This is a genomic window from Microbacterium hominis (genome assembly GCF_013282805.1).
GTDB lineage: Bacteria > Actinomycetota > Actinomycetes > Actinomycetales > Microbacteriaceae > Microbacterium > Microbacterium hominis_B.
The window spans coordinates 2,844,475-2,863,965 of sequence record NZ_CP054038.1; the positions used below are offsets into that span (position 1 = coordinate 2,844,475).

18 protein-coding genes and 1 pseudogene are annotated in these 19,491 nt (G+C 72.7%); 3 read left to right on the forward strand and 16 right to left on the reverse strand.

Going from position 1 to position 19,491, the window contains the following annotated elements:
- The first annotated feature begins 12 nt into the window (after positions 1-12).
- Positions 13-1,593, forward strand: coding sequence for an AMP-binding protein (locus tag HQM25_RS12890; protein ID WP_172990604.1), 1,581 nt, complete (start codon positions 13-15; stop codon positions 1,591-1,593).
- A 92-nt stretch (positions 1,594-1,685) separates the two neighbouring features.
- Here HQM25_RS12890 and HQM25_RS12895 read toward each other — a convergent pair whose 3' ends face one another.
- The 9 genes from HQM25_RS12895 to HQM25_RS12935 all read right to left on the reverse strand — a co-directional run bounded on the left by HQM25_RS12895 (position 1,686) and on the right by HQM25_RS12935 (position 9,983).
- On the reverse strand, positions 1,686-2,963 hold the full coding sequence (locus HQM25_RS12895; protein WP_172990605.1) for an ABC transporter substrate-binding protein: 1,278 nt from the start codon (positions 2,961-2,963) through the stop codon (positions 1,686-1,688).
- 11 nt (positions 2,964-2,974) lie between these two features.
- Positions 2,975-4,102 (reverse strand): branched-chain amino acid ABC transporter permease, encoded by a 1,128-nt coding sequence (locus HQM25_RS12900; protein WP_172990606.1) that lies wholly within the window; start codon positions 4,100-4,102, stop codon positions 2,975-2,977.
- Positions 4,099-4,977: a branched-chain amino acid ABC transporter permease gene (locus tag HQM25_RS12905; protein WP_172990607.1), complete on the reverse strand. Its 879-nt coding sequence runs from the start codon at positions 4,975-4,977 to the stop codon at positions 4,099-4,101. The genes HQM25_RS12900 and HQM25_RS12905 overlap by 4 nt, the downstream gene beginning before the upstream one ends.
- Positions 4,977-5,717 carry an ABC transporter ATP-binding protein gene (locus HQM25_RS12910; protein ID WP_172990608.1) on the reverse strand — a complete coding sequence of 247 codons (741 nt, stop codon included), beginning with the start codon at positions 5,715-5,717 and terminating at the stop codon, positions 4,977-4,979. Before HQM25_RS12910 ends, HQM25_RS12905 begins: the two co-directional genes overlap by 1 nt.
- Positions 5,714-6,463 (reverse strand): ABC transporter ATP-binding protein, encoded by a 750-nt coding sequence (locus HQM25_RS12915; RefSeq protein WP_172990609.1) that lies wholly within the window; start codon positions 6,461-6,463, stop codon positions 5,714-5,716. Before HQM25_RS12915 ends, HQM25_RS12910 begins: the two co-directional genes overlap by 4 nt.
- 376 nt (positions 6,464-6,839) lie before the next feature.
- Entirely contained in the window at positions 6,840-7,616 is a 777-nt protein-coding gene (locus HQM25_RS12920; protein ID WP_172990610.1) for a glucose 1-dehydrogenase, read from the reverse strand.
- Positions 7,603-8,616, reverse strand: a complete 1,014-nt coding sequence (locus HQM25_RS12925; protein ID WP_254359334.1) for an NADPH:quinone oxidoreductase family protein — start codon at positions 8,614-8,616, stop codon at positions 7,603-7,605. Before HQM25_RS12925 ends, HQM25_RS12920 begins: the two co-directional genes overlap by 14 nt.
- Positions 8,613-9,194: a TetR/AcrR family transcriptional regulator gene (locus HQM25_RS12930; RefSeq protein WP_172990611.1), complete on the reverse strand. Its 582-nt coding sequence runs from the start codon at positions 9,192-9,194 to the stop codon at positions 8,613-8,615. The genes HQM25_RS12925 and HQM25_RS12930 overlap by 4 nt, the downstream gene beginning before the upstream one ends.
- A gap of 51 nt (positions 9,195-9,245) precedes the next feature.
- Positions 9,246-9,983, reverse strand: coding sequence for an SDR family oxidoreductase (locus tag HQM25_RS12935; protein ID WP_172990612.1), 738 nt, complete (start codon positions 9,981-9,983; stop codon positions 9,246-9,248).
- 134 nt (positions 9,984-10,117) lie between these two features.
- On the opposite strand from HQM25_RS12935, the gene HQM25_RS12940 reads away from it, so the two are divergent.
- Together HQM25_RS12940 and HQM25_RS12945 are read left to right on the forward strand one after the other, a co-directional pair.
- The gene (locus HQM25_RS12940) at positions 10,118-10,324 is read left to right on the forward strand and encodes a hypothetical protein (RefSeq protein WP_172990613.1); all 207 of its coding nucleotides are present in this window, start codon (positions 10,118-10,120) and stop codon (positions 10,322-10,324) included.
- A gap of 48 nt (positions 10,325-10,372) precedes the next feature.
- Positions 10,373-11,418: pseudogene (locus tag HQM25_RS12945) on the forward strand (ATP-dependent DNA ligase).
- A 19-nt stretch (positions 11,419-11,437) separates the two neighbouring features.
- Here the strand turns inward: HQM25_RS12945 and HQM25_RS12950 are convergent.
- From HQM25_RS12950 to HQM25_RS12980, 7 genes are all read right to left on the reverse strand, one after another.
- Positions 11,438-11,917, reverse strand: a complete 480-nt coding sequence (locus HQM25_RS12950) for a nitroreductase family deazaflavin-dependent oxidoreductase (protein WP_172990614.1) — start codon at positions 11,915-11,917, stop codon at positions 11,438-11,440.
- Positions 11,910-12,953 (reverse strand): non-homologous end-joining DNA ligase, encoded by a 1,044-nt coding sequence (gene ligD / locus HQM25_RS12955; RefSeq protein ID WP_172990615.1) that lies wholly within the window; start codon positions 12,951-12,953, stop codon positions 11,910-11,912. The genes HQM25_RS12950 and ligD overlap by 8 nt, the downstream gene beginning before the upstream one ends.
- 197 nt (positions 12,954-13,150) lie before the next feature.
- Positions 13,151-14,305, reverse strand: coding sequence for an SseB family protein (locus tag HQM25_RS12960; RefSeq protein ID WP_172990616.1), 1,155 nt, complete (start codon positions 14,303-14,305; stop codon positions 13,151-13,153).
- A gap of 72 nt (positions 14,306-14,377) precedes the next feature.
- On the reverse strand, positions 14,378-16,870 hold the full coding sequence (locus tag HQM25_RS12965) for an ATP-dependent helicase (RefSeq protein ID WP_172990617.1): 2,493 nt from the start codon (positions 16,868-16,870) through the stop codon (positions 14,378-14,380).
- 45 nt (positions 16,871-16,915) lie between these two features.
- Positions 16,916-17,788, reverse strand: coding sequence for a CHAD domain-containing protein (locus HQM25_RS12970; RefSeq protein ID WP_172990618.1), 873 nt, complete (start codon positions 17,786-17,788; stop codon positions 16,916-16,918).
- A gap of 161 nt (positions 17,789-17,949) precedes the next feature.
- The gene (locus HQM25_RS12975; RefSeq protein ID WP_172990619.1) at positions 17,950-18,471 is read right to left on the reverse strand and encodes a hypothetical protein; all 522 of its coding nucleotides are present in this window, start codon (positions 18,469-18,471) and stop codon (positions 17,950-17,952) included.
- 143 nt (positions 18,472-18,614) lie between these two features.
- Entirely contained in the window at positions 18,615-19,484 is an 870-nt protein-coding gene (locus HQM25_RS12980; RefSeq protein ID WP_172990620.1) for a hypothetical protein, read from the reverse strand.
- Positions 19,485-19,491 lie beyond the last annotated feature (7 nt).

The window sequence follows — 19,491 nt, forward strand, 5'->3', positions numbered from 1 at the left end:
AAGGAGACCATGATGCCCCACCCGCACGACCCCGCCATCGACGGCGGCGGCTTCGCGACGCTGTCGGTCGCGAGCATCCTCGCCGAATCCGCCCGCCGACACGGCGACCGCCCCGCGCTGCACTTCGCCGGCACGACGACCACGTACCGCGAACTGTGGGACCAGGCCCGCGCCTACGCGGGCGCGCTCGCGGCGCGCGGCATCGGGCGCGGCGACCGCGTGGCGATGCTGGTGCCGAACGTCCCCGACTTCGCCCGCGTCTACTACGCGGCCCTCGCTCTCGGCGCCGTCGTCGTGCCCGTGCACCTGCTGCTGAAGTCCGACGAGATCGCCTACGTGCTGCGCGACAGCGGCGCCGACCTCGTCGTCGTGGCCGCTCCCCTGCTGGCCGAGGCCGCCCCCGCCGCCGCGGAGGCCGGCGTGGCGCTCGTGACCGTGCTCGTGCCCGCCGACGCGGGCGCCGGCCTGCCGCGCCTGGAGGCCGAGGCGGCGGACGCGGTGCCGATCGCGCGCCATGCGCCGACCCACCCGATCGATCCGGCGACGATCCTCTACACCAGCGGCACGACCGGCACCCCCAAGGGCGCCGTCGGCACGCACCTGTCGATCGTCGAGCAGGTGCACTGCAACCTCATCGACGGGTTCGACCTGCGCGCCGACGACGTCGTGTTCGGCGGACTGCCGCTGTTCCACACGTTCGGCCAGACCGCCGTCATGAACATCGCGTTCCGGGTCGGCGCCGCCGTGATCCTCCTGCCGCGGTTCGACGCCGATGACGCGCTCGCGCTCATGGTGGCCCACCGGGCGACCGTGTTCACCGCCGTGCCCACCATGTACGTGGGCATGCTCGAGGCCGCGCGCCGCAGCGCCGACCGTCCGCCGCTGCGCTACGCGGTCTCGGGCGGCGCGGCGCTGCCGGTGGCCGTGCTCGAGGCGTTCCGCGACGCGTTCGGCGCCGATGTGCACGAGGGCTACGGTCTCACCGAGACCGCCCCCACCGTCTCATCCAACCCCCTGTTCGAGCCGATCCGGCCCGGCACCGTCGGGCGCCCGCTGTGGGGCGTCGAGGTGGCGATCGCCGACCCCGAGATCGACGACCGGGTCGTGCTGCTCGAGGACGCGCACGCGCTCGGCGAGATCGTCGTGCGCGGCCACAACCTCTTCAAGGGGTACCTCGGGCGTCCCGAGGCATCGGCCGATGCCGTGGTCGACGAGTGGTTCCGCACCGGCGACCTCGGCACCTTCGCCGACGGCATCCTCTCCATCGTCGACCGCAAGAAGGACATGATCGTCCGGGCGGGCTACAACGTGTACCCCACCGAAGTCGAGGCGACGATGGCGCGCCACCCCGGCATCGCCGTCGCGGCCGTGTTCGGCGTCGACGACCCGGTGAAGGGGCAGGAGGTGCACGCCGCCGTCGTCGCGCACGAGGGCGTCTCGCTCGACCCCGACGAGGTGATCGCCTTCACCCGCGACCGCATCGCGGCCTACAAATACCCGCGGGTCGTGCACGTCATGCCCGCTCTGCCCCTGGGCCCGAGCGGCAAGGTGCTCAAGCGCGCCCTGGTCGCGCAGCACACGCCGGTCGGCTGACCGACGGCCGCCGCGGTCCCGGGCATCCGGCATCCCGCGCCAACGACATCGGCCCGGCCCCTTCGGGGGCCGGGCCGATGCGTCGGGGGGACTCAGGACGCGGGGACCGCCTCGTTCTCGAGGGCGACCGGCTCGGCATCCACGGCCACGACCTCGCCGCCCTCCACCGCGTAGGTGGGTCCGACGTAGTCCTGCACGCCGCCGTCGACCGCGGTGATCCCCACCCCGGTGTAGGCGGCGTGACTGTCGGTCGAGAACGACAGGGGCAGGATGCCGCTGCCGGCCAGATCACCGCCGGTGACGGCATCCATCAGCGACTGCCGCGTCGGGTTCTCGCCGGCCGCCTCGAGCGCCTCGGCGAACAGGTACGCGACGCTCATGCCGTAGATGGTGTTGCCGTCGAAGGGCGCGCCGTCGTTGTACTCGTCGTTGATCTGCTGGAACAGGCTCACCCAGTCGCTGTCGCCGCCCAGCGCCGGCAGGTAGTTGGTGCCGACCAGCCCCTGCAGCAGCGCCGGCCCGACCTCCTCGCCGAGGAAGCCCACCAGCGTCGGGTAGTCGGCGCCCGACGACGACGAGAACCACATCGGGAACCAGCCGAGCTGCGCCGCGGTGCCGAGCGCCAGCGCGGTGAATCCGTTGATGGTCGCGAGGAGCGTGATCTCGCACCCGGCCGCCTGCAACGCGCCGATCTGGGCGGTGACGTCCTGGTTGGAGACCGAGTAGCGCTCGACGTGGGTGAGACCACCGGCGCCGAGGGCGAGCTCGGCGCCCTCGATCATCTCGTCGCCGAAGTCGTCGTCCTGCCCGAGGAGGCAGACGGCCTTGCCGGGATGCTCATCGGCCGCGTACTGGGCGAGGGCCGCGCCCTCCACGACATAGTCGGCATTGAACCCGAAGGTGAACGGGTACTTCTCTGGCTCGTTCCAGTTCGTCGACCCCGATGCCACGAACAGGTCGGGGACCTCGTTCTGGTTGAGGTAGTCGAGCACGGCGGTGTGGGTGGGCGTGCCCAGGCCGTTGAGCACGGCGAAGACCTCGTCCTCCTGCACGAGCTCGCGCACGACGGTCTGGGTCGTCGCAGGGTTGTAGCCGTCGTCTTTGACGATGTACTCGATCGTGCGGCCGTGCACGCCGCCCTGGTCGTTCAGGTACGCGAAGTACGCCGTCGCCGCCGCGGAGATCGACGAGTAGCCGGCGGCGGCCGGACCGGTCAGCGGAGTGTGCGTGCCGATCGTCACGGTGTCGTCGGTGACACCGGGCGCGTCGGCGACCTCTCCTGTCGGGGTGCTGCACGCGGCGAGCGAGACGAGCAGGGCGGATGCGCCGAGCATCGCCGCGGCGCGACGTGCGGGGGTGTGCTGTGACATGGTCACCTCTTTCATGGGTGGGTGTGTTGCAGGACCGGTGGGCTCGAGGCAGGGGTTCCGGATCTGCCGCCCGGCGGCTCCGGCTCGGACGCCGGGGGGAGGGATGCCGGGGCGGCAGGCGTGCGCCGTCGCCGGCGGATGCTCGCGAGGCCCCCCGGCCACGCGAGCATCACGGCGATGAGCAGCGCGCCGAACACGAGCACCGGCACGTTGCCGGAGAGGCGCTGCTCGACCTCGGCGGGCAGGCCGAGCGCGTCGATCGCCGTGGTGATCGCCCAGGGCAGCAGCACGATGAGGGCGGATCCGACGGCGGCTCCGCCGATGCTGCCGAGTCCGCCGACGACGACCGCGACCACCAGCAGGAGCGAGAACGCGAGGGTGTAGGCGCCGGGGCTCACCGACTGGGTCACGAAGCACAGCACCGCGCCGCCGGCGCCGGCCGCGGCCGAACTCGCCGTGAACGCGGTGACCTTGACGCGGCCGGCCCGCACACCCGACAGGCGCGCGGCGGTCTCGTCGTCGCGCACCGCCCGCATGCGCAGCCCGAGCGGACCGCGGGCGAGCACGCAGAGCGTCGTGACCGTGACGCCGGCGACCGCCACGGCCACCCACGCCTGCCACTGCTCGAGCGCGATGAGGGTGCGCAGCGCCCCGGGCACGCCGTCGAACGGGATCTGCAGCCCCTGATCGCCGCGGAAGACGCCCGAGAAGACGGCGGTCACGGCGGGGACCGCGATGACGAGGGCCAGCGTCACGCCGGCCAGGTACGGCCCGCGCAGGCGCGCGGCGGCCAGGCCCAGCATCCATCCCATGGCGCCGGCGACGGCGACCGCGACCGCGAGCCCGATGGCGAAGCGCGGCACGCCCTCGACCCCCGCGGCGGTGAGGGCGTTGGCGGCGAGCGCGTAGCCGTAGCCGCCGGTCGCCATGAGTGCCGCGTGCCCGAGCGAGAGCTGCCCGGAGTGGCCGATCAGCAGCGTGAGCCCGGCCGCGGCGCAGAAGGTGGCCGCGATGGTGGCGAGCTGGAAGTTGCGGAACGGATCGAGGAGGAACGTGCCGCCGACGGCGAGCACGGTGAGCACGGCGCCGAGCACGATCGTGCGCGGGGCGCCGGTGAGCGAGGGCAGGATCCGGGTCATGCGCTGCGCGCCTCCCTCATCGAGAAGATGCCGTTCGGGCGCACGAGCAGCACCGCCACCAGCAGCACGAGCACGGCGATCGGCGCCACCGTGGCCCCCAGGTATCCCGTGACGAGCGTCATCGCGACGCCAACGATCAGCCCGCCGAGCATCGCCCCGGCCGGGGAGTCGAGTCCTCCCACGACGGCGACCGTGAACGCGTAGACGAACAGCACGTCGGTCGAGTGGGGATTGAGCCCCAGCTCGGTCGGCACCAGGAGGATCGCCGCCAGCGCCGCGACGGCTGCGGAGAGCATCCACCCGATCGTGACCATGCGGGGCACCCGCACGCCGAGCAGGCGTGACACCTCGGGCGCGAACGCCGCCGCCCGCAGCTGCAGCCCCAGCGAGGTGCGCGTGAACAGCAGGGCCAGCCCGCCCATGACCGCGAGCGCGATGACGAGCACGAAGAGGTCGTACGGGCTCAGCAGCGGCACCCCGCCGCCCACGATCGGACTGTCGTCGAACGGGGTCGACATCGGGCGGAACTGCGCGCCGAACAGGATGCCGAGGAGGGACTGCAGCACCATCACGAGCCCGATCGCCACGATCACCCCGGCCAGCGGTTGGGAATGCGGGGCGAAGCGCATGATGCCGCGCTCGATTCCCGCCCCGATCGCGGCGCCCGCGAGGATGCCGGCCGCGAGGCCCGCCACGTACGACCCCGTGAGGCCCGACACCGCGAAGGCGACGTAGGTGGCGACGAGGGCCATCGCCCCCTGGGCGAAGTTGATGATGCGGGCGGCGCGCCAGATGAGCACGAGCGAGAGCGCGAACAGCGCGAAGATCGCGCCGCGGGCGAGTCCCGTCGCGAGGAGGAAGAGCAGTCGATCCATCAGAACCCCAGGTAGGCGTGGCGGAGGGCGTCGTCGGTGGCCAGCTGCGCGGCCGGTGCGACCGCGACGACCCGGCCGAGGTCGAGCACGACGCCGCGATCGGCGATGGAGAGGGCGCTGGTGACGTTCTGCTCGGCCAGCAGCACCGTCACGCCGCGCGCCGCGGCGACATCGCGGAGCGTTCCCATCAGCTGGCCGACGACGATCGGCGCGAGGCCGAGAGAGGGCTCGTCGAGCGCGAGCACGCGCGGGCGGGCGATGAGCGCGCGGCCGAGGGCGAGCATCTGCCGCTCGCCCCCCGACAGCTGGTGGCCGGCGGCCCCCCGGCGACGGGCGAGGGGCTCGAACATCTCGTAGACCTCGCCGATCGCCCGGTCGCGCGCGGCGCCGCGGTGGCTCCACAGCGCGCCGAGGCGCAGGTTCTCCTCGACCGTCAGCTCGGCGACCACGCTGCGCCCGTCGGGCACGAGCGCGATGCCCTGCCGCGCCCGCGCCTCGGTCGGCACGCCCGCGAGGTCGGCGCCGTCGAGGAGGATCGACCCGGATGCCGCGGGCACGAGCCCCGCGAGGGTGCGCAGCAAGGTGGTCTTGCCGGCCCCGTTCGCCCCGAGCAGGGCGACGATCTCCCCGGGCTCGAGGGCGAAGTCGACCTCGTGGAGCACCGGCGCGCCGCCGTAGCCGACGGTCACCGCGGTGAACGCGAGCGCGGCGCCGGTGGCCGTCGCCGGCCGCGCGCTCATGAGGCGGCCTTCACGCCGAGGTAGGCCTCCTCGACGCGCGGGTCGACGCGCACCTCGTCGGGGGTGCCCCGCGCGATCACGCGGCCGAAGTCGAGCACGACGATGCGGTCGGCAAGACCCATCACGAAATCGACGTGGTGCTCCACGAGCAGCACCGCGCACCCCTCGGCGGCGACGGCGCGGATGAGCCGCCCGAGCGCCGCGATGTCGTCGTGGCCGAGCCCGCCGGCGGGCTCGTCGAGCAGGAGCAGCGTCGGACGGATCACGAGCGCCCGCGCCAGCGCGACGCGCTTGCGGTCGGGGTAGGGCAGCGCCGCCGCCGGCGCGTCGGCGAACGCGGCGAGATCGAGTTCGGCGAGCTGGCGCGCCACTCGGGCGTCGGCATCGCCGTCGCCCGCGACCGGCACCCGCACGTTCTCGCGCACCGTCATGCCGGCGAAGAGCCCGAGCCCCTGCAGCGTGCGGGCGACGCCGCGGGAGGTGAGCCCGGCGGCCCGCCGCGGCGCGGGCATCCCGTCGATCTCGACGGCCCCCCGGCGGCGGACGAGACCGCAGATCGCGTTGAAGACGCTCGTCTTGCCGGCGCCGTTCGGGCCGATCAGCGCGACGACCTCGCCGGGCGCGACGGCGAAGCTGACGTCGTCGACGGCCGTCAGGCCGCCGAAGGTCACAGTCAGCCCGCGGCAGGCGAGCCGCGGCGGCGTGGCTGCTTCGGCCCTCTCGGCCGGATCTGTCGTCTCGTTCATCGGCACCTCTTCGTGTCGGGTGGCCCCACCGTAGCACGAAAACCGACCAGCCGGTATGTCTCTGTTGCAGGAGTCTCAGCGCCGCCCGTCCTCCCCCCGTTCCGCTGCCGTTCCGCTGTCGCAATGCGCACGTCTGGGCGCCGATTGCGACCGCGGAGCAGCGGACCTCCCCGTTCCGGGGCGGACTACCCCGATCCGCAGTGGTCCTCTCCGTTCCGCTGTCGCAATGCGCGCGTCTGGGCGCCGATTGCGACAGCGGAGCGGCGGAGGCAGGGCCGCGCAGCGACAGGGCCGAGGGGCGCCCGCAGGGCCAAGGGGCGCCCGCAGGGCCAAGGGGCGCCCGCAGGGCCGAGGGGCGCGGGCCCCCGGCGCCGCGTCAGCGGTGCGGGATGCCGGCGATCATGCCGCCGTCGACGACGAACTCGGCACCGGTGGTGAAGCGCGAGGCGTCGGAGGCGAGGAAGACGATCGTGCCGGCCACATCCCCGGGCTCGCCCGGCCTGCCGAGCGGGATGTCGAGGTGCGCCGGGTCGATGCGATCGGTCATGGCCGTGCGGATGAATCCCGGGTGCACCGAGTTCACGCGGATCCCGAACGGCCCGAGCTCGACGGCGAGCGACTGCGAGAGCCCCCGCACGCCGAACTTGGATGCGGTGTAGGCGTGCACGCCACGGCTTCCGCGCATCCCCTCGACAGAGGAGATGTTGATGATCGAGCCGCCGGTCCCGGTGGCGGTGAACTGCGCCTTCATGGCGGGCACGACGGCGCGGCAGCCGAAGAACGTGCCGGTGAGGTTGACCGCGATCGCGGCGTTCCACTTCTCGGTGGTCAGGTGCTCGATCGGGGCCGCGTTGGCGATGCCCGCGTTGTTGACGAGCACGTCGACAGACCCGAACGAGTCGAGGGATGCCGCCACCGCGGCATCCCACTGATTCTCGTCCGTCACATCGAGGTGCACGCAGCGCACCCGGTCGCCGAGCTCGGCGGCGAGCGCGGCGCCCTCCGCATCGAGGATGTCGGCGATCACGACCCGCGAGCCGGCGGTGTGCAGCGCGCGCACGTACGCCTCGCCGATCCCCCGCGCCCCGCCGGTGACCAGGGCGACCCGGCCGGCGAGGTCGAGGCCGCCGCGCGCGGGCTCAGGCGCCGACATGCACCACCACGCGCCCGACCGTGCCGCCGTCGGCGAGCGCCGTGAGAGCGGCCGGTGCCTCCTCGAAGGTCACGGCGTGGTCGACGACCGGTGCGATGGTGCCCGTTTCGGCCAGGCGCGCGAGCTCGGCGCGGGCCCGCTCGATGAGGTCGGGCCGAACGCGCGGATAGAGGCCCCAGTGCAGGCCCAGCACGGAGTAGTTCTTGACGAGCACGTGTCCCGCCGGCAGCGTCTGGATGTCGCCCCCGGCGAAGCCGACGACGATGATGCGCCCCTCGAATGCGATGCATTTGGTGGATGCCTCGAACGCGGCCCCGCCGACCGGGTCGAACACCACGTCGGCGCCGTGACCGCCCGTCGCCTCCTTGACGGCGGAGGCGATGTCGGTCTCGCCGCGCACGATCACGACCTCGGCTCCGGCGTCGCGCACGACCTGTGCCTTCGACGCGGAGCCGACGACGCCGATCACGCGGGCGCCCGCAGCCGCCCCGAGCTGCACGGCCGCAAGGCCCACGCCTCCCGCTGCGGCGTGCACCAGCATCCACTCCCCCGCCTCGAGCGCCGCGCGCCGATGCAGGCCGAACCACGCCGTCTGGTAGGCGACCGTGAGGCCCGACGCGGCGGCGTCGTCGAGGGCGGCGGGGGCCTCCCACACGTCGGAGGCGAGGACGGCTGCGTACTCCGACAGCACGCCGATCTTCGATCCCACGACCCGGGTGCCGATCGCCGGGCCCGCGACGCCCTCGCCTAGGGCGACGACATCGCCGACGAACTCGATGCCGGGGACGAAGGGCAGTTCGGGCCGCACCTGGTACTGGCCGCGGCACAGCAGCACGTCGGGGAAGTTCGCCGCGACGGCCCGCACGCGCACGAGCACCTCGCCGGGCGCCGACGACGGCACGGCGATCTCGTCGAGGCGGAGCGCGTCGGCGGGTTCGCCGAGCGCCGTCACGCGCCACGCGCGCATCGTCTCGGGCAGGGAGTCGCTGGTGGTCGTCATGTGGGCTTCCGGAGGCTCGAAAGGAACAGGTCGGTGAGCTGGCGGGCGACGAGCGAGCGGTCTTCGGGCCCCTCGGGTGAGTACCAGTGCGAGAGGTAGTGCACGTCGCTGAAGAAGTGGGCCACGAGCATCGCGAGCGGGATGTCCTCGCGCCAGATGCCGTCGCGCTGCCCCGTCGCGATGAGCTCGGCGAACTCGTCGTGGTACTCGCGGCGTCGCCGGGTGACCTCCTGGCGGCGCGGCGCCGACAGCATGTGCATGCTGCGGAAGAACACCGTGCCCTCGGGCAGGAACTCGATGGAGGTCTCGATCACGTCGATGCACACGGCGCGCAGCACGTCTTCGACGGCACCGCCGGCCGCCGTGATCTCGTCGAGGCGCGCCTTCTGCAGCGACAGCAGCTTGTCGTAGATGCCGAACAGCAGGTCGTCCTTGGACTCGAAGTAGTGGTACATCGCGCCCTTGGTGACGCCGGCGGCCTCGACGATCTGCTGCACGCTCGTGGTGGCGTAGCCCTGAGTGGCGAACAGCTCGACGGCCGCGCGCGTGACGTCGTCGGCGACGTGGGAATCCTTCATGTGCTCAATCCTTCACCCGATCGCCCGTTCCTCCGTGCGGCTGCGCCCATGTCAGAGGAAGGGACGGATGCCGGCCCCGCCGTCGATCGGGAGGGTCTGGCCGGTGATCCAGGCGGCGTCGTCGGAGAGCAGGAACGCGACCGGGCCGGCGACGTCGTCGATCTCGCCGAGGCGCTGCAGCGGGTAGGCGGCCGACGCCTCGGCCTCGTGCCCCTCGTACAGCGCGCGGGCGAAGGCGGTCTTCACGACCGCGGGCGCGACGGCGTTGACGCGGATCGCGGGCGCCAGCTCGTAGGCGAGCTGCATCGTGAGGTTGATGAGGGCGGCCTTGGAGATGCCGTAGAAGCCGATGCCCGGGCTCGCCCCGAGGCCCGCGACCGAGGCGAGGTTGACCACCGACCGCGTGAGGCCGGCGGCGACGGCATCCCGGGTCCATTCGAGGGCGGCGATCACGTTGACGTCGATGATCTTGCGCGCCGCCGCCGTGTCGACCTCGGCGAGCGGGCCGTAGACGGGGTTGATCCCGGTGTTGTTGACCAGGTGGTCGAGCCGGCCGTGCTCGTCGCGCACGTGGGCGAGCACGGCGGCGCGGTGCTCGGGGTCGGCGGCGTTGCCGGCGATCGCGGTGACCTGGGCTCCGAGCTCCGCGACGGCCTCGTCGAGCGCCGGCTGCCGGCGACCGGTGATGACCACCCGGCCTCCCTCGGCGACGATCCGCCGCGCGATCGCGAACCCGATCCCCCGGCTCGCGCCGGTGACGATCGTGACCGTTCCGTCGAATCTGTGCATCGCGCCTCCTTGCGCATACCGTCCAGTCGGTTTCACGCTATCACGGATCGCGCGACCGTGATCGACCCGCCGCGCGCGTATCAGGCGGCATCCGTTGCGCTCTGAGTGTGCAAGGCCGAGCGAAAGGAGCCGAAATGTACGCCACCATCCACGCAGCAGAGATCATGTACCGCCACGAGGCGGACGCCCTCGCTCGCGACCTGGAGCACCTGCAGCACCAGCGCGAGCGCCACGACGTCGGTGGACGACCCACCGGATTCGCCGTGGTGACCGAGGGGTTCTGGTCGCTGCTGCAGCACCTGGCCCGCACCGCCGCGGGCGTCCCCGCCTCCGCGCACTGACGCGCGACCCCTTGCGCCGGTGTCGGCGCGGGACGGCATGATGAACCCATGCCGTATGAGATCCCCGCGCCGATGCTGGCCAAGGCCGTGCCCGAGGTCCCGCCCTTCGACAAGGTCGCGGGCGGCCTCAGCTACGAACCCAAGTGGGACGGCTTCCGCGCCCTCGTGTCGTGGGACGGGGATGCCGTCGAGATCGGCTCCCGCGGCGCCAAGCCCCTCACCCGCTACTTCCCCGAGCTGGTCGACGCGTTCGCGCGCCTGCTGCCGGAGCCCTGCCTCCTCGACGGCGAGATCGTCGTGCCCACCGGCGAGCCCGGCGCCCAGCGACTGGACTGGGAGGCGCTGAGCCAGCGCATCCACCCGGCGGCCTCGCGCGTGACGATGCTGTCCGAGAAGACCCCGGCCATGTTCATCGCGTTCGACCTGCTCGCCCGCGGCGAGCGCGATCTGCAGTCCGAGCCGTTCGAGGTGCGCAGGTCCCAGCTCGTCGACCTGCTGGGCGGGGTGCCGCATCCGGTTCATGTGACCCGAACCACCGACGACGCCGACCTCGCACGGCGTTGGCTCGCCGAGTTCGAAGGAGCCGGCCTCGACGGGGTGGTCGCCAAGCCGCTCGCCCAGCCGTACGCGCCGAACAAGCGCGCGATGTTCAAGATCAAGCACGCGCGCACCGCCGACGTGGTGGCGCTGGGTTACCGCATCCACCGCTCCGGGCAGGGGTGGGTTCGCTTCTGGTCGGGCTCTACGGCGACGACGGCACGCTCTACCCCGTGGGCGGCGTCGCCGCCTGGAGCGACAAGCGCCGCCTCGAGCTCATCGAGGAGCTCGACCCGCTCGTGATCCGCGACGACGACGGCGCGGCGGTCACCGGCGAGGGCGAGAAGTCCCGCTTCTCGTCGGGGCGGGCGGACTCGTCGTTCGTGAAGCTACGCCCCGAGCGCGTGCTCGAGGTGCGGTACGACCAGCTCGAGGGGTGGCGCTTCCGCCACACCGTGCAGTTCGAGCGGTGGCGGCCCGACCGCGATCCGACCTCGTGCACGTACGAGCAGCTCGAGACCGTGGGCGCCTACGACCTGGGCGACGTGCTGGAGTGAACACCGGGTGGGTGCCGCGTCACGATCGCGCACTGACCTCCGGGGGCCCGAACTCCAGGACGGGGATGCGGGGATCGGGCTCCCCGGCCAGTTCCGCCATCGCGGCGCTGAGCTGCTCCCACGCCTGCGGGTGGGCGAGCGCGTAGCGGGCGAGCACCGCGCGTCCCTCCTCCTCGGAGAGGAACCGCACCGACGCCGGCACCCGCCGCGCCCGTCCGGTGCTGAGGAAGGCGACGCCATTGGCCCGCAGGTTGCGGTACCACTGCGATGTCTCGCCGAATCCGCTCGCAACCCGGATCGCGTTGCCCTCCCGTTCGACCACCTCCACCACCACGAACCTCGGCTCCCCCGACACGCGGCCACGGTGCTCGATCATCACCATGCGCGGGCCGAGCAGCCACCCGAGCCCCGCCCGGTAGAGCGGGATCGGCGCGCGCACGATCCACCGGGTGCGCAGCAGATCGGCCGCCCACTGCGCGGCTGTGCGACGCTCAGGCATCGGCGTCCTTCGGCCAGTTCTCCGGATTCTTGCGGCTGGGCTGCACCCGGGGCGGCTCGCCGGGCATCTTGGGGAAGTCGGGCGGGAAGTTCAGCTCCCCGAGCCCGTCGTCGAGGTCGCGCTGCCACCACTCCAGCAGCGTGTCGATGCGCCCGGGCTTCGCGAGCAGGTCGGCCCACGGGTCGCCGGTGTCGGCCAGCCGCTGCGGAACGGTGCGGATCGTGAAGGCGCCGGGATCGGCATCCACCAGCTCGTCCCAGGTCAGCGGGGTCGAGACCGTCGCCCCGGGCAGCGCGCGGGGGCTGTAGGCGCCGGCCATCGTGCGGTCGCGGTTGGCTTGGTTGAAGTCGATGAAGATGCGCTGCCCGCGCTCCTCCTTCCACCAGCTCATCGTGACCTTGTCGGGCATGCGACGCTCGAGCTCGCGGCCGGCCGCGATCACGGCGTGCCGCACGTCGAGGAACTCGTGCGCCGGCTCGATGGGACAGAAGACGTGGATGCCGCGGTTGCCGCTCGTCTTCGCGAAGGCCTCGAGCCCGGCCTCGGCCAGCACCTCGCGCAGCGCGGGCGCGACGGCGGCCGCATCGGCGAAATCGGTGCCCGGCTGCGGGTCGAGGTCGATGCGCAGCTCGACCGGGTTGTCGGTGTTCGAGGTCAGCGACGCCCAGGGGTGGAAGACGACGGTGTTCATCTGCGCGGCCCACACCGCGGCGGCCGGCTCGGTGAGCACCAGCTGCGGATGCCGCCGCCCGCTGTTGTATGTGACCGTGACCGTCTCGATGAACCCGGGAGCGCCCTTCGGCGGGTTCTTGGAGTAGAACCGCTCGCCGTCGACGCCCTCGGGGAAGCGCTCGAGCGACACCGGCCGATCCCCGTTGGCGGCCCGGAACGGCCCGCTCACCGCGATGAGGTACTCCGCGAGCTCGTGCTTGGTGATGCCGAGTTCGGGCCACAGCACCCGGTTCGGGCTCGACAGCCCGACCTCGCGATCTCCGTCGGGCCCGGGCACGGTGAGGGTGATGCGCTCTGACGCCATGCCCTCGACCGTAGTGCCGCCGCCCGACATCCGGCACCCCGCGGCCGCCCGGGTCGGCGAACCGTGCCGAACTCCGGAATGTCCGCGCCTGATCCCCGGGATTCGGCCGGGTGGATGCCGCGATGGGACGATTCTTCCGGATTTTCGCACGAGTGGGAGCGCGGTCGGCAACGTCCGACGCCGGAGGCCGGCCGGGCCTATTCGGCCAGGAACGGCTCCAGCTGAGCGCGGGTGAGGCGCATCCAGGGACCGCGCGGATCGAGCACGACGCCGCTGAGTCCCTCGTCCTTGCGCAGGGCGGCGCGCAGCCTGTCGGCCTGGATGGGCGCGGGCTGGTCGCCGCGGCCACCGGCCACCACCTCGAGCGGGTGGGTGTAGAGCTCCAGGTAGCGCGATCCGTCGTCGGAGCGCCCCTCGGCGATGCCGAGCGGGCCGCCCTCCTCGGCGCGGTTGACGGCCACCCACAGGGGCGCGTCGGCGAGGGCGGTCACCAGGTCGGCCTCGCTCTGCGGCGAGCGGGGGTTCGCCAGCAGCGTCTTCAGCGTGAGCTTCTCGTCGATCGTCTCGAGCATCTTCTCGAGCATCGGCCGCGGCAGCACCGCGCGCGCGGGCGCCGAGGCGTGATCGAGGATGAGCCCCTCGTACGGACCCGACAGCACGTGCCGCAGCACGACGAGAACGGGCTGGCCCATGGCCGAGGTGTGCGTGTCGCTGTCGGCCTGCACGCTCGCCTGCAGCGCGGCACCGCTCGAGTACGCGAGCGCGTACTTCTTCTCGCCCACGGTCGCCATCGCCAGCGGCAGCTCCTTGCCCTCGGCGATGAGCGCACGGGCGTCGCCCTTCACGCGCAGGAACAGATGACCCTGCAGCAGCTGCCGCGCCACGTTGAGCAGCTGCAGCGGCTCGGGGTTCTCCGGCAGCGCCGCCAGTGCGTTGCGCACGAGCACGTTGTCGCGAAGGCCGGGCACCGGTCCGGTCGGCGGCGCGGGGGTGCGGGTGATCGAGGGTCCCCCCTCCGACGCCGGCCGCGGGGTGGGCTTTCCGAAGGTGGTCACCGAGATGCCGACGTGAGGAATTGACTCGGATGCCGCGTCCGCAGCCTCCGGGAGCACGCCGGCGTCGAGCTCGGCCGCCGCATCGGCCTCGGCGGGCTCGGCATCCGCTGCCACGGCCTCCGTCGGGCCATCGCCCGCGGCGTCGTCGCCCGCGGCGTCGTCGCCCGGCGCGGCGGCGGTCAGGTCGGCGGCCGCCGGCTCCTCGGCGGCGGCGCCATCGACCGCGGCGTCGGGCTCGGTGCTCGGCGCTTCCGCAGTCTCATCGTGCGCGCGCTTGCCTCTGGAGAAGATCGACATCACTCGAGCCTAACCCGGCGCGCCCCCGTTCACAGGGTCGACCTCCCGCGTTCGGCTCGCCGCCGGCAGGCGTCAGAGCTTCTCGATCGGCGCGATCTTGATGAGGAGCTTCTTCAGGCCCGCACTGTCGAAGCGAACGTGCGCGACGCGCTTGGCGCCCTCGCCGGTGACATTGTCGACGCGGCCCTCGCCGAAGTCGTCGTGGCGGATGCGGTCGCCCGGCGCGAGTTCCATGTCGCCGTTGTCGCGCACCTTCGCGGGGATGCGGTTGGCGAACTTCTCCATTCCGGCGCCCGGTTCCCGGCGGGCGAGCGGCACGAGGTCGTCGCCGTAGCGCTTGCCCGATCCGCCGAACCCGCCCGATCCGCCGGGCCGTCGCGCGTTGAGCGCGCGGGACTGCATCCCGCCGCGGGAGTTCACATCGCCGGGCGACTGGCGCCAGTGCACGAGCTCGGCCGGGATCTCCTGCAGGAACCGGCTCGGCATCGCCACCGACACCTCGCCGAACTGGGCGCGGGTCATCGCGAGCGACAGGTACAGGCGCTTGCGCGCGCGGGTGAGGCCCACATAGAAGAGGCGTCGCTCCTCCTGCGGGCCGCCCGGCTCGCCGGCGGAGATGCGGTGCGGGATCAGGTCTTCCTCGACGCCCGTGACGAAGACGGCGTCGTACTCGAGCCCCTTCGCGGTGTGCATCGTCATGAGCGACACCGAGCCCGACTCGTCGTCGAGGTCGTCGGCGTCGGAGACGAGCGCGACCTCGGCGAGGAAGTCGCTGACGGTGCCCTCGGGGTTGTTGCGCGCGAACTCGCGGGTCACGGCGACGAGCTCGTCGAGGTTCTCGAGGCGCGCCTCGTCCTGCGGGTCGCGGCTGGCGCGCAGGGCGTCCATGTAGCCGCTCTTGGCCAGCAGCAGCTGAAGACCTTCGGCGACCGCGGTCGAGGGGGGCAGCTCGCCGGATGCGGGGATCATCTTCTCGGTCGCCTCGGCGAGCACCGCATCGAGCTGCACGATGGCGGCCTGGATCTTCGGGCCGACGCCCAGCACCGAGGCGTTGGCGAGCGCATCGCGGAAGCTGATGCCCTCCTCGGCCGCGTACCGAGCGATCGCCGTCTCGGTGACGTCGCCGATGCCCCGGCGGGGCCGGTTCAGGATGCGCCGCACCGCCATCTCGTCGGCCGGGTTCGACACCGCGACGAGGTACGCGAGGGCGTCCTTGATCTCGGCGCGCTCGTAGAATTTGGTGCCGCCCATGATCTTGTACGGCACGGCGGCCCGGATGAAGATCTCCTCCAGCGCGCGGGACTGCGAGTTGGTGCGGTAGAACACGGCCATCTGCGCGTAGTCGACGCCGCCCCGGCGGAGCGTGTCGATCTCGTCGGCGACGAACTGGGCCTCGTCGTGCTGCGAGTAGCCGGTGAACCCGATGATCTTCTCGCCGGCGCCCACGTCTGTCCACAGCTTCTTGTCCTTGCGGTCGAAGTTGTGGCTGATCACGGCGTTCGCCGCGGACAGGATGTTCTGCGTCGACCGGTAGTTCTGCTCCAGCAGCACCACCTTCGCACCCGGGTAGTCGCGCTCGAACTCGGTGATGTTGCGGATGTCGGCGCCGCGGAACGCGTAGATCGACTGGTCCGAGTCGCCGACGACGGTGAGGGATGCCGCATCCTGCGGCTCCGGCGCAGCCGCGAAGATCATCATCCCGCCGCCGGCCTCGAACGGCTCCGCGTCGGCGCCGGGCGGCCGGGTCAGCTCGTGGATGAGCGCGTACTGCGCGTGGTTGGTGTCCTGGTACTCGTCGACGAGGATGTGGCGGAATCGCCGCCGGTACGTATCGGCCACCTTCGGGAACGCCCGGAACAGGTACACCGTCTGCGCGATGAGGTCGTCGAAGTCGAACGCGTTCGCCTTCTGCAGCGCCCGCTGGTAGTCGGCGAACAGCTCGACGAACACGCGCTCGGCGGGATCGGTCATGTTCGCCGATCGCGCGTACGACTCCGCGTCGGCCAGCTCGTTCTTGAGCTTGGAGATCTTGCTCTGCGCGGCGGCGGGGGTGAGCCCGAACGCGTCGGCCTCGTGCTCCTTGACCAGTCGCTTGATGAGCGCGCGCGAGTCGCCGGAGTCGTAGATCGTGAAGTTCTTGGTGAAGCCGAAGTTCTCCGCCTCGCGGCGCAGGATCCGCACGCACGCGGAGTGGAACGTCGAGATCCACATGCCCCGCGCGTGGTCGCCGATGAGCTGCTCGACGCGCTCGCGCATCTCTCCGGCGGCCTTGTTGGTGAATGTGATCGCGAGGATCTGGCTGGGCCAGGCATCCTTCGTGCGCAGCAGCGACGCGATGCGCCGCGTCAGCACGCTCGTCTTGCCCGAACCGGCCCCCGCCACGATCAGCAGCGCCTGCCCCCGGTAGACGACGGCATCGCGCTGGGGCGGGTTCAGACCCTGGAGCAGATCTTCGTCGGGGCGCACGGCGCGGGCGCCCGGGGCGCTCGCACGCGGGCCGACGTCACCGCCGACGATGAGAGGAGTGGATGCCGCGCGAGGCGCGGCCGCGGAGGCGTCGGTCATAGCCCGACAAGTCTAAGCGCGGGCCCCGACAGCGTCGGGGCCCGATCAGCGCAGGGTGCGCGCTGCGGCGCGCACCGCCGCGACGAGGTCGTCGATGCCGGCGAGCCGCTCCTCGGCCTCGCGACGGAGCTCCGCCGCCAGCTCGCGGTAGGCCGACACCTCCTCCCCCGCGCGCCCGGCGAGCGGCGCGGTGCGATCGAGCCGCTCGGCGAGGGCGTCGCGATCGCGGTGGTCGCCGAGGGCGTCGTGGATGCCGTTCCCGGCGTCGGCGAACGTCTGCAGCTGCGCGGGGAAAAGGCTGGGGTCGGCGCCGGAGACGCCCTCGGCGACGTACCGCAGGCGCCTGCCCGCCTTGCGCAGGGTGTGGAGCGACGCGGCCGATCCGTCGCGTCGCGCGGCCGCGCGACGCACGCGGCGCGCTTCGGCGCGCATGATCGCGCGCACGGCGGGCGCGGCATCCCCCTCTCCCTCGACGATCGGAGGGTGCGCGGCGAACGTCTCGAGAAGCGCCGTGCGATGCGCGGCGCGCGCGGCCTGCGCGAGTTCGACGAGGCGGGCGTGGGCGACGGCGCGCTCCGCACGCGGGTCGTCGACGAGCCGACGACGCATATCGAGGTCGACGTTGCCGTGGGCGTCGAGCACCTCGGCAGCGAGGTCGGCGAGCACTTCGATGTCGCGCACGGCACCGAGCTGGCGCCCCCACTCCTGATAGCCGACGCGCAGGCGGGCGACGGCCGCCGCGTCGAGGTGCGCGCTCACACCTCCGAGCAGGCTCCGCAGGCGCCGCACGCGCACGCGGTGCTGATGCACCCCGTCTGGCTCGTCAGCGAGCGCGGCGCGCTCCGTGTCCGCCACCTCGGCGGCGGCCGTGCGCAGCGCGGGGATGAGCAGGTCGGCCAGTGGCGCCGGGTGCGGCATCCACCCACCATAGGGCGCCCAGCCCGCTGTCGGACCTGCCGGCACGATCCGCGTCCGGCTCGCGATCCGGCCGCGCGCCGTCGGGGCCTGTTCAGACCCCGGGAACGTCGAAGGCGGCCGTCCCCCCTGCGGGACGGCCGCCTTCTCGGATCACTCTGCGATCACTCGGCGACGAGGCTGCTGCAGCCTTCGTTGCCTTCGCCGACGCAGAGCACGAGGCCCTCCGCGTCGACGAGGTCTTCGGGAACCTGGAAGCTCCACACGTAGGTGTACGACTTGTCGGCCGTCATCGGCACCTCGATCGAGCGCTGCGACACGGCCGCGGCGGCGAACTCCTCGTCGGCCGACGAGCGCAGCACGGGCGCCACGTCGACGTCGGACAGGCCCTCCTCGGCGACCCACTGGGCCACGTTCACGGTCACCCACTGGCTGCCGGCCTCGGCGTCGCCGAGCACAGCGGCGGCGCTCTCGTCGGGGACGGCGGTGCTCCACACCGCGAGCGCGACGCCGTCGGCGCCTACGCGCTCACCCGCGGCACCCGGCGCGGAGAAGGACGAATCCACGACATCTGCCGCGGGCGAGGTGACGGTGGTCGGCTCCGAGGCGGCGGTGGTGGCGCAGCCGGCGAGCAGAAGCGCGGAGGCGGCGGTGAGGGACAGGACGGCGGCGCGGGGTGTGCGCATGACAAATACCTCTTCGAATCGTTTCGGGGGGATGACTACTACGTTACCCGCTTGTTACACGTGGTCCTGACCACGGGGCGGGCGCGCGGGCAGGCGCACAGGCGCGCGCGGCGCGCGGAGCGAGCGGGGCGGTCGCCCAGGGCTCAGTCGCGGCGCCAGCTGCCCCAGAGCGCGACGCCGAGCGCGGCGATGAGCACGGCGACACCGCCGGCGATCCATGGGGTGAGAGGCGGCACCGTCATCGGGGTCGACGGCCCGAAGCCCACGCCCGCGATGATCGCGGCGCCCACGGCGACGCCGGCGCCGAGCCCCGCCAGCACGATGCCGATCGCCCGGCGCAGTCCGAACTGGGTGATCAGCGCCCACCCGCCGGCGACGAGCACCCACGCGGTGGCAGCGAACGAGATCGCCGTGGCTGCGACGAGCAGAGCGGGGCGGACGCCGACCGCGTTCCACCAAGCCTCAGGGCCGGCGATCGCGATCACCGAGAGCGAGAGCACGCTGTGGATCGCGATCGCCCCGCCCATCGCGGCGATGACGGGCCACGGCGAGTGACGCCCGACGAGCAGTCGCACGACGAGGGCGAACACGAGCCAGCCCGCGAGCACTGCGGCCAGCTCCGCCCACGCGGTGAACGATGACTGCAGGGTGCGCGTTCCGATGATGAGGGCGACGGGAACGGTGATCATGAGCCAGCGGTCGAACGCCAGCACCCCGAGCGCCGACTCGCGCGCCCGCCACGGACGTGTCGAGCCGAGCCATGACGCCCGCGCTCCGGCCGCGCCGGGTCGACGCACGAGGCTCGTGCGCGCGGCGAGGATGCCGATCACCAGCCACGCGAGGGCGAGGGCGAGAACGCCGCGGGCCAGCCACGCGAGCTCCTGCTGCGGGCCGCCCACCGGGCCGCCCAGCTGCAGCCACGGCCGCACGACCAGGGCGAACAGCGCGCCGACGACGAGGAGCCCGAGAGCGATGGATGCCGCGGCGATGCCCCTGCGCCGCTCGATCGTCATTCCCACA

What these genes read in the sequence shown, in the direction of transcription:
- HQM25_RS12890 (WP_172990604.1), top strand. Translation starts at nt 13, where the DNA reads ATGCCCCACCCGCACGACCCCGCCATCGACGGCGGCGGCTTCGCGACG.
- HQM25_RS12895 (WP_172990605.1), bottom strand. Translation starts at nt 2,963, where the DNA reads ATGTCACAGCACACCCCCGCACGTCGCGCCGCGGCGATGCTCGGCGCA.
- HQM25_RS12900 (WP_172990606.1), bottom strand. Translation starts at nt 4,102, where the DNA reads ATGACCCGGATCCTGCCCTCGCTCACCGGCGCCCCGCGCACGATCGTG.
- HQM25_RS12905 (WP_172990607.1), bottom strand. Translation starts at nt 4,977, where the DNA reads ATGGATCGACTGCTCTTCCTCCTCGCGACGGGACTCGCCCGCGGCGCG.
- HQM25_RS12910 (WP_172990608.1), bottom strand. Translation starts at nt 5,717, where the DNA reads ATGAGCGCGCGGCCGGCGACGGCCACCGGCGCCGCGCTCGCGTTCACC.
- HQM25_RS12915 (WP_172990609.1), bottom strand. Translation starts at nt 6,463, where the DNA reads ATGAACGAGACGACAGATCCGGCCGAGAGGGCCGAAGCAGCCACGCCG.
- HQM25_RS12920 (WP_172990610.1), bottom strand. Translation starts at nt 7,616, where the DNA reads ATGTCGGCGCCTGAGCCCGCGCGCGGCGGCCTCGACCTCGCCGGCCGG.
- HQM25_RS12925 (WP_254359334.1), bottom strand. Translation starts at nt 8,616, where the DNA reads ATGACGACCACCAGCGACTCCCTGCCCGAGACGATGCGCGCGTGGCGC.
- HQM25_RS12930 (WP_172990611.1), bottom strand. Translation starts at nt 9,194, where the DNA reads ATGAAGGATTCCCACGTCGCCGACGACGTCACGCGCGCGGCCGTCGAG.
- HQM25_RS12935 (WP_172990612.1), bottom strand. Translation starts at nt 9,983, where the DNA reads ATGCACAGATTCGACGGAACGGTCACGATCGTCACCGGCGCGAGCCGG.
- HQM25_RS12940 (WP_172990613.1), top strand. Translation starts at nt 10,118, where the DNA reads ATGTACGCCACCATCCACGCAGCAGAGATCATGTACCGCCACGAGGCG.
- HQM25_RS12950 (WP_172990614.1), bottom strand. Translation starts at nt 11,917, where the DNA reads ATGCCTGAGCGTCGCACAGCCGCGCAGTGGGCGGCCGATCTGCTGCGC.
- ligD (WP_172990615.1), bottom strand. Translation starts at nt 12,953, where the DNA reads ATGGCGTCAGAGCGCATCACCCTCACCGTGCCCGGGCCCGACGGAGAT.
- HQM25_RS12960 (WP_172990616.1), bottom strand. Translation starts at nt 14,305, where the DNA reads ATGTCGATCTTCTCCAGAGGCAAGCGCGCGCACGATGAGACTGCGGAA.
- HQM25_RS12965 (WP_172990617.1), bottom strand. Translation starts at nt 16,870, where the DNA reads ATGACCGACGCCTCCGCGGCCGCGCCTCGCGCGGCATCCACTCCTCTC.
- HQM25_RS12970 (WP_172990618.1), bottom strand. Translation starts at nt 17,788, where the DNA reads ATGCCGCACCCGGCGCCACTGGCCGACCTGCTCATCCCCGCGCTGCGC.
- HQM25_RS12975 (WP_172990619.1), bottom strand. Translation starts at nt 18,471, where the DNA reads ATGCGCACACCCCGCGCCGCCGTCCTGTCCCTCACCGCCGCCTCCGCG.
- HQM25_RS12980 (WP_172990620.1), bottom strand. Translation starts at nt 19,484, where the DNA reads ATGACGATCGAGCGGCGCAGGGGCATCGCCGCGGCATCCATCGCTCTC.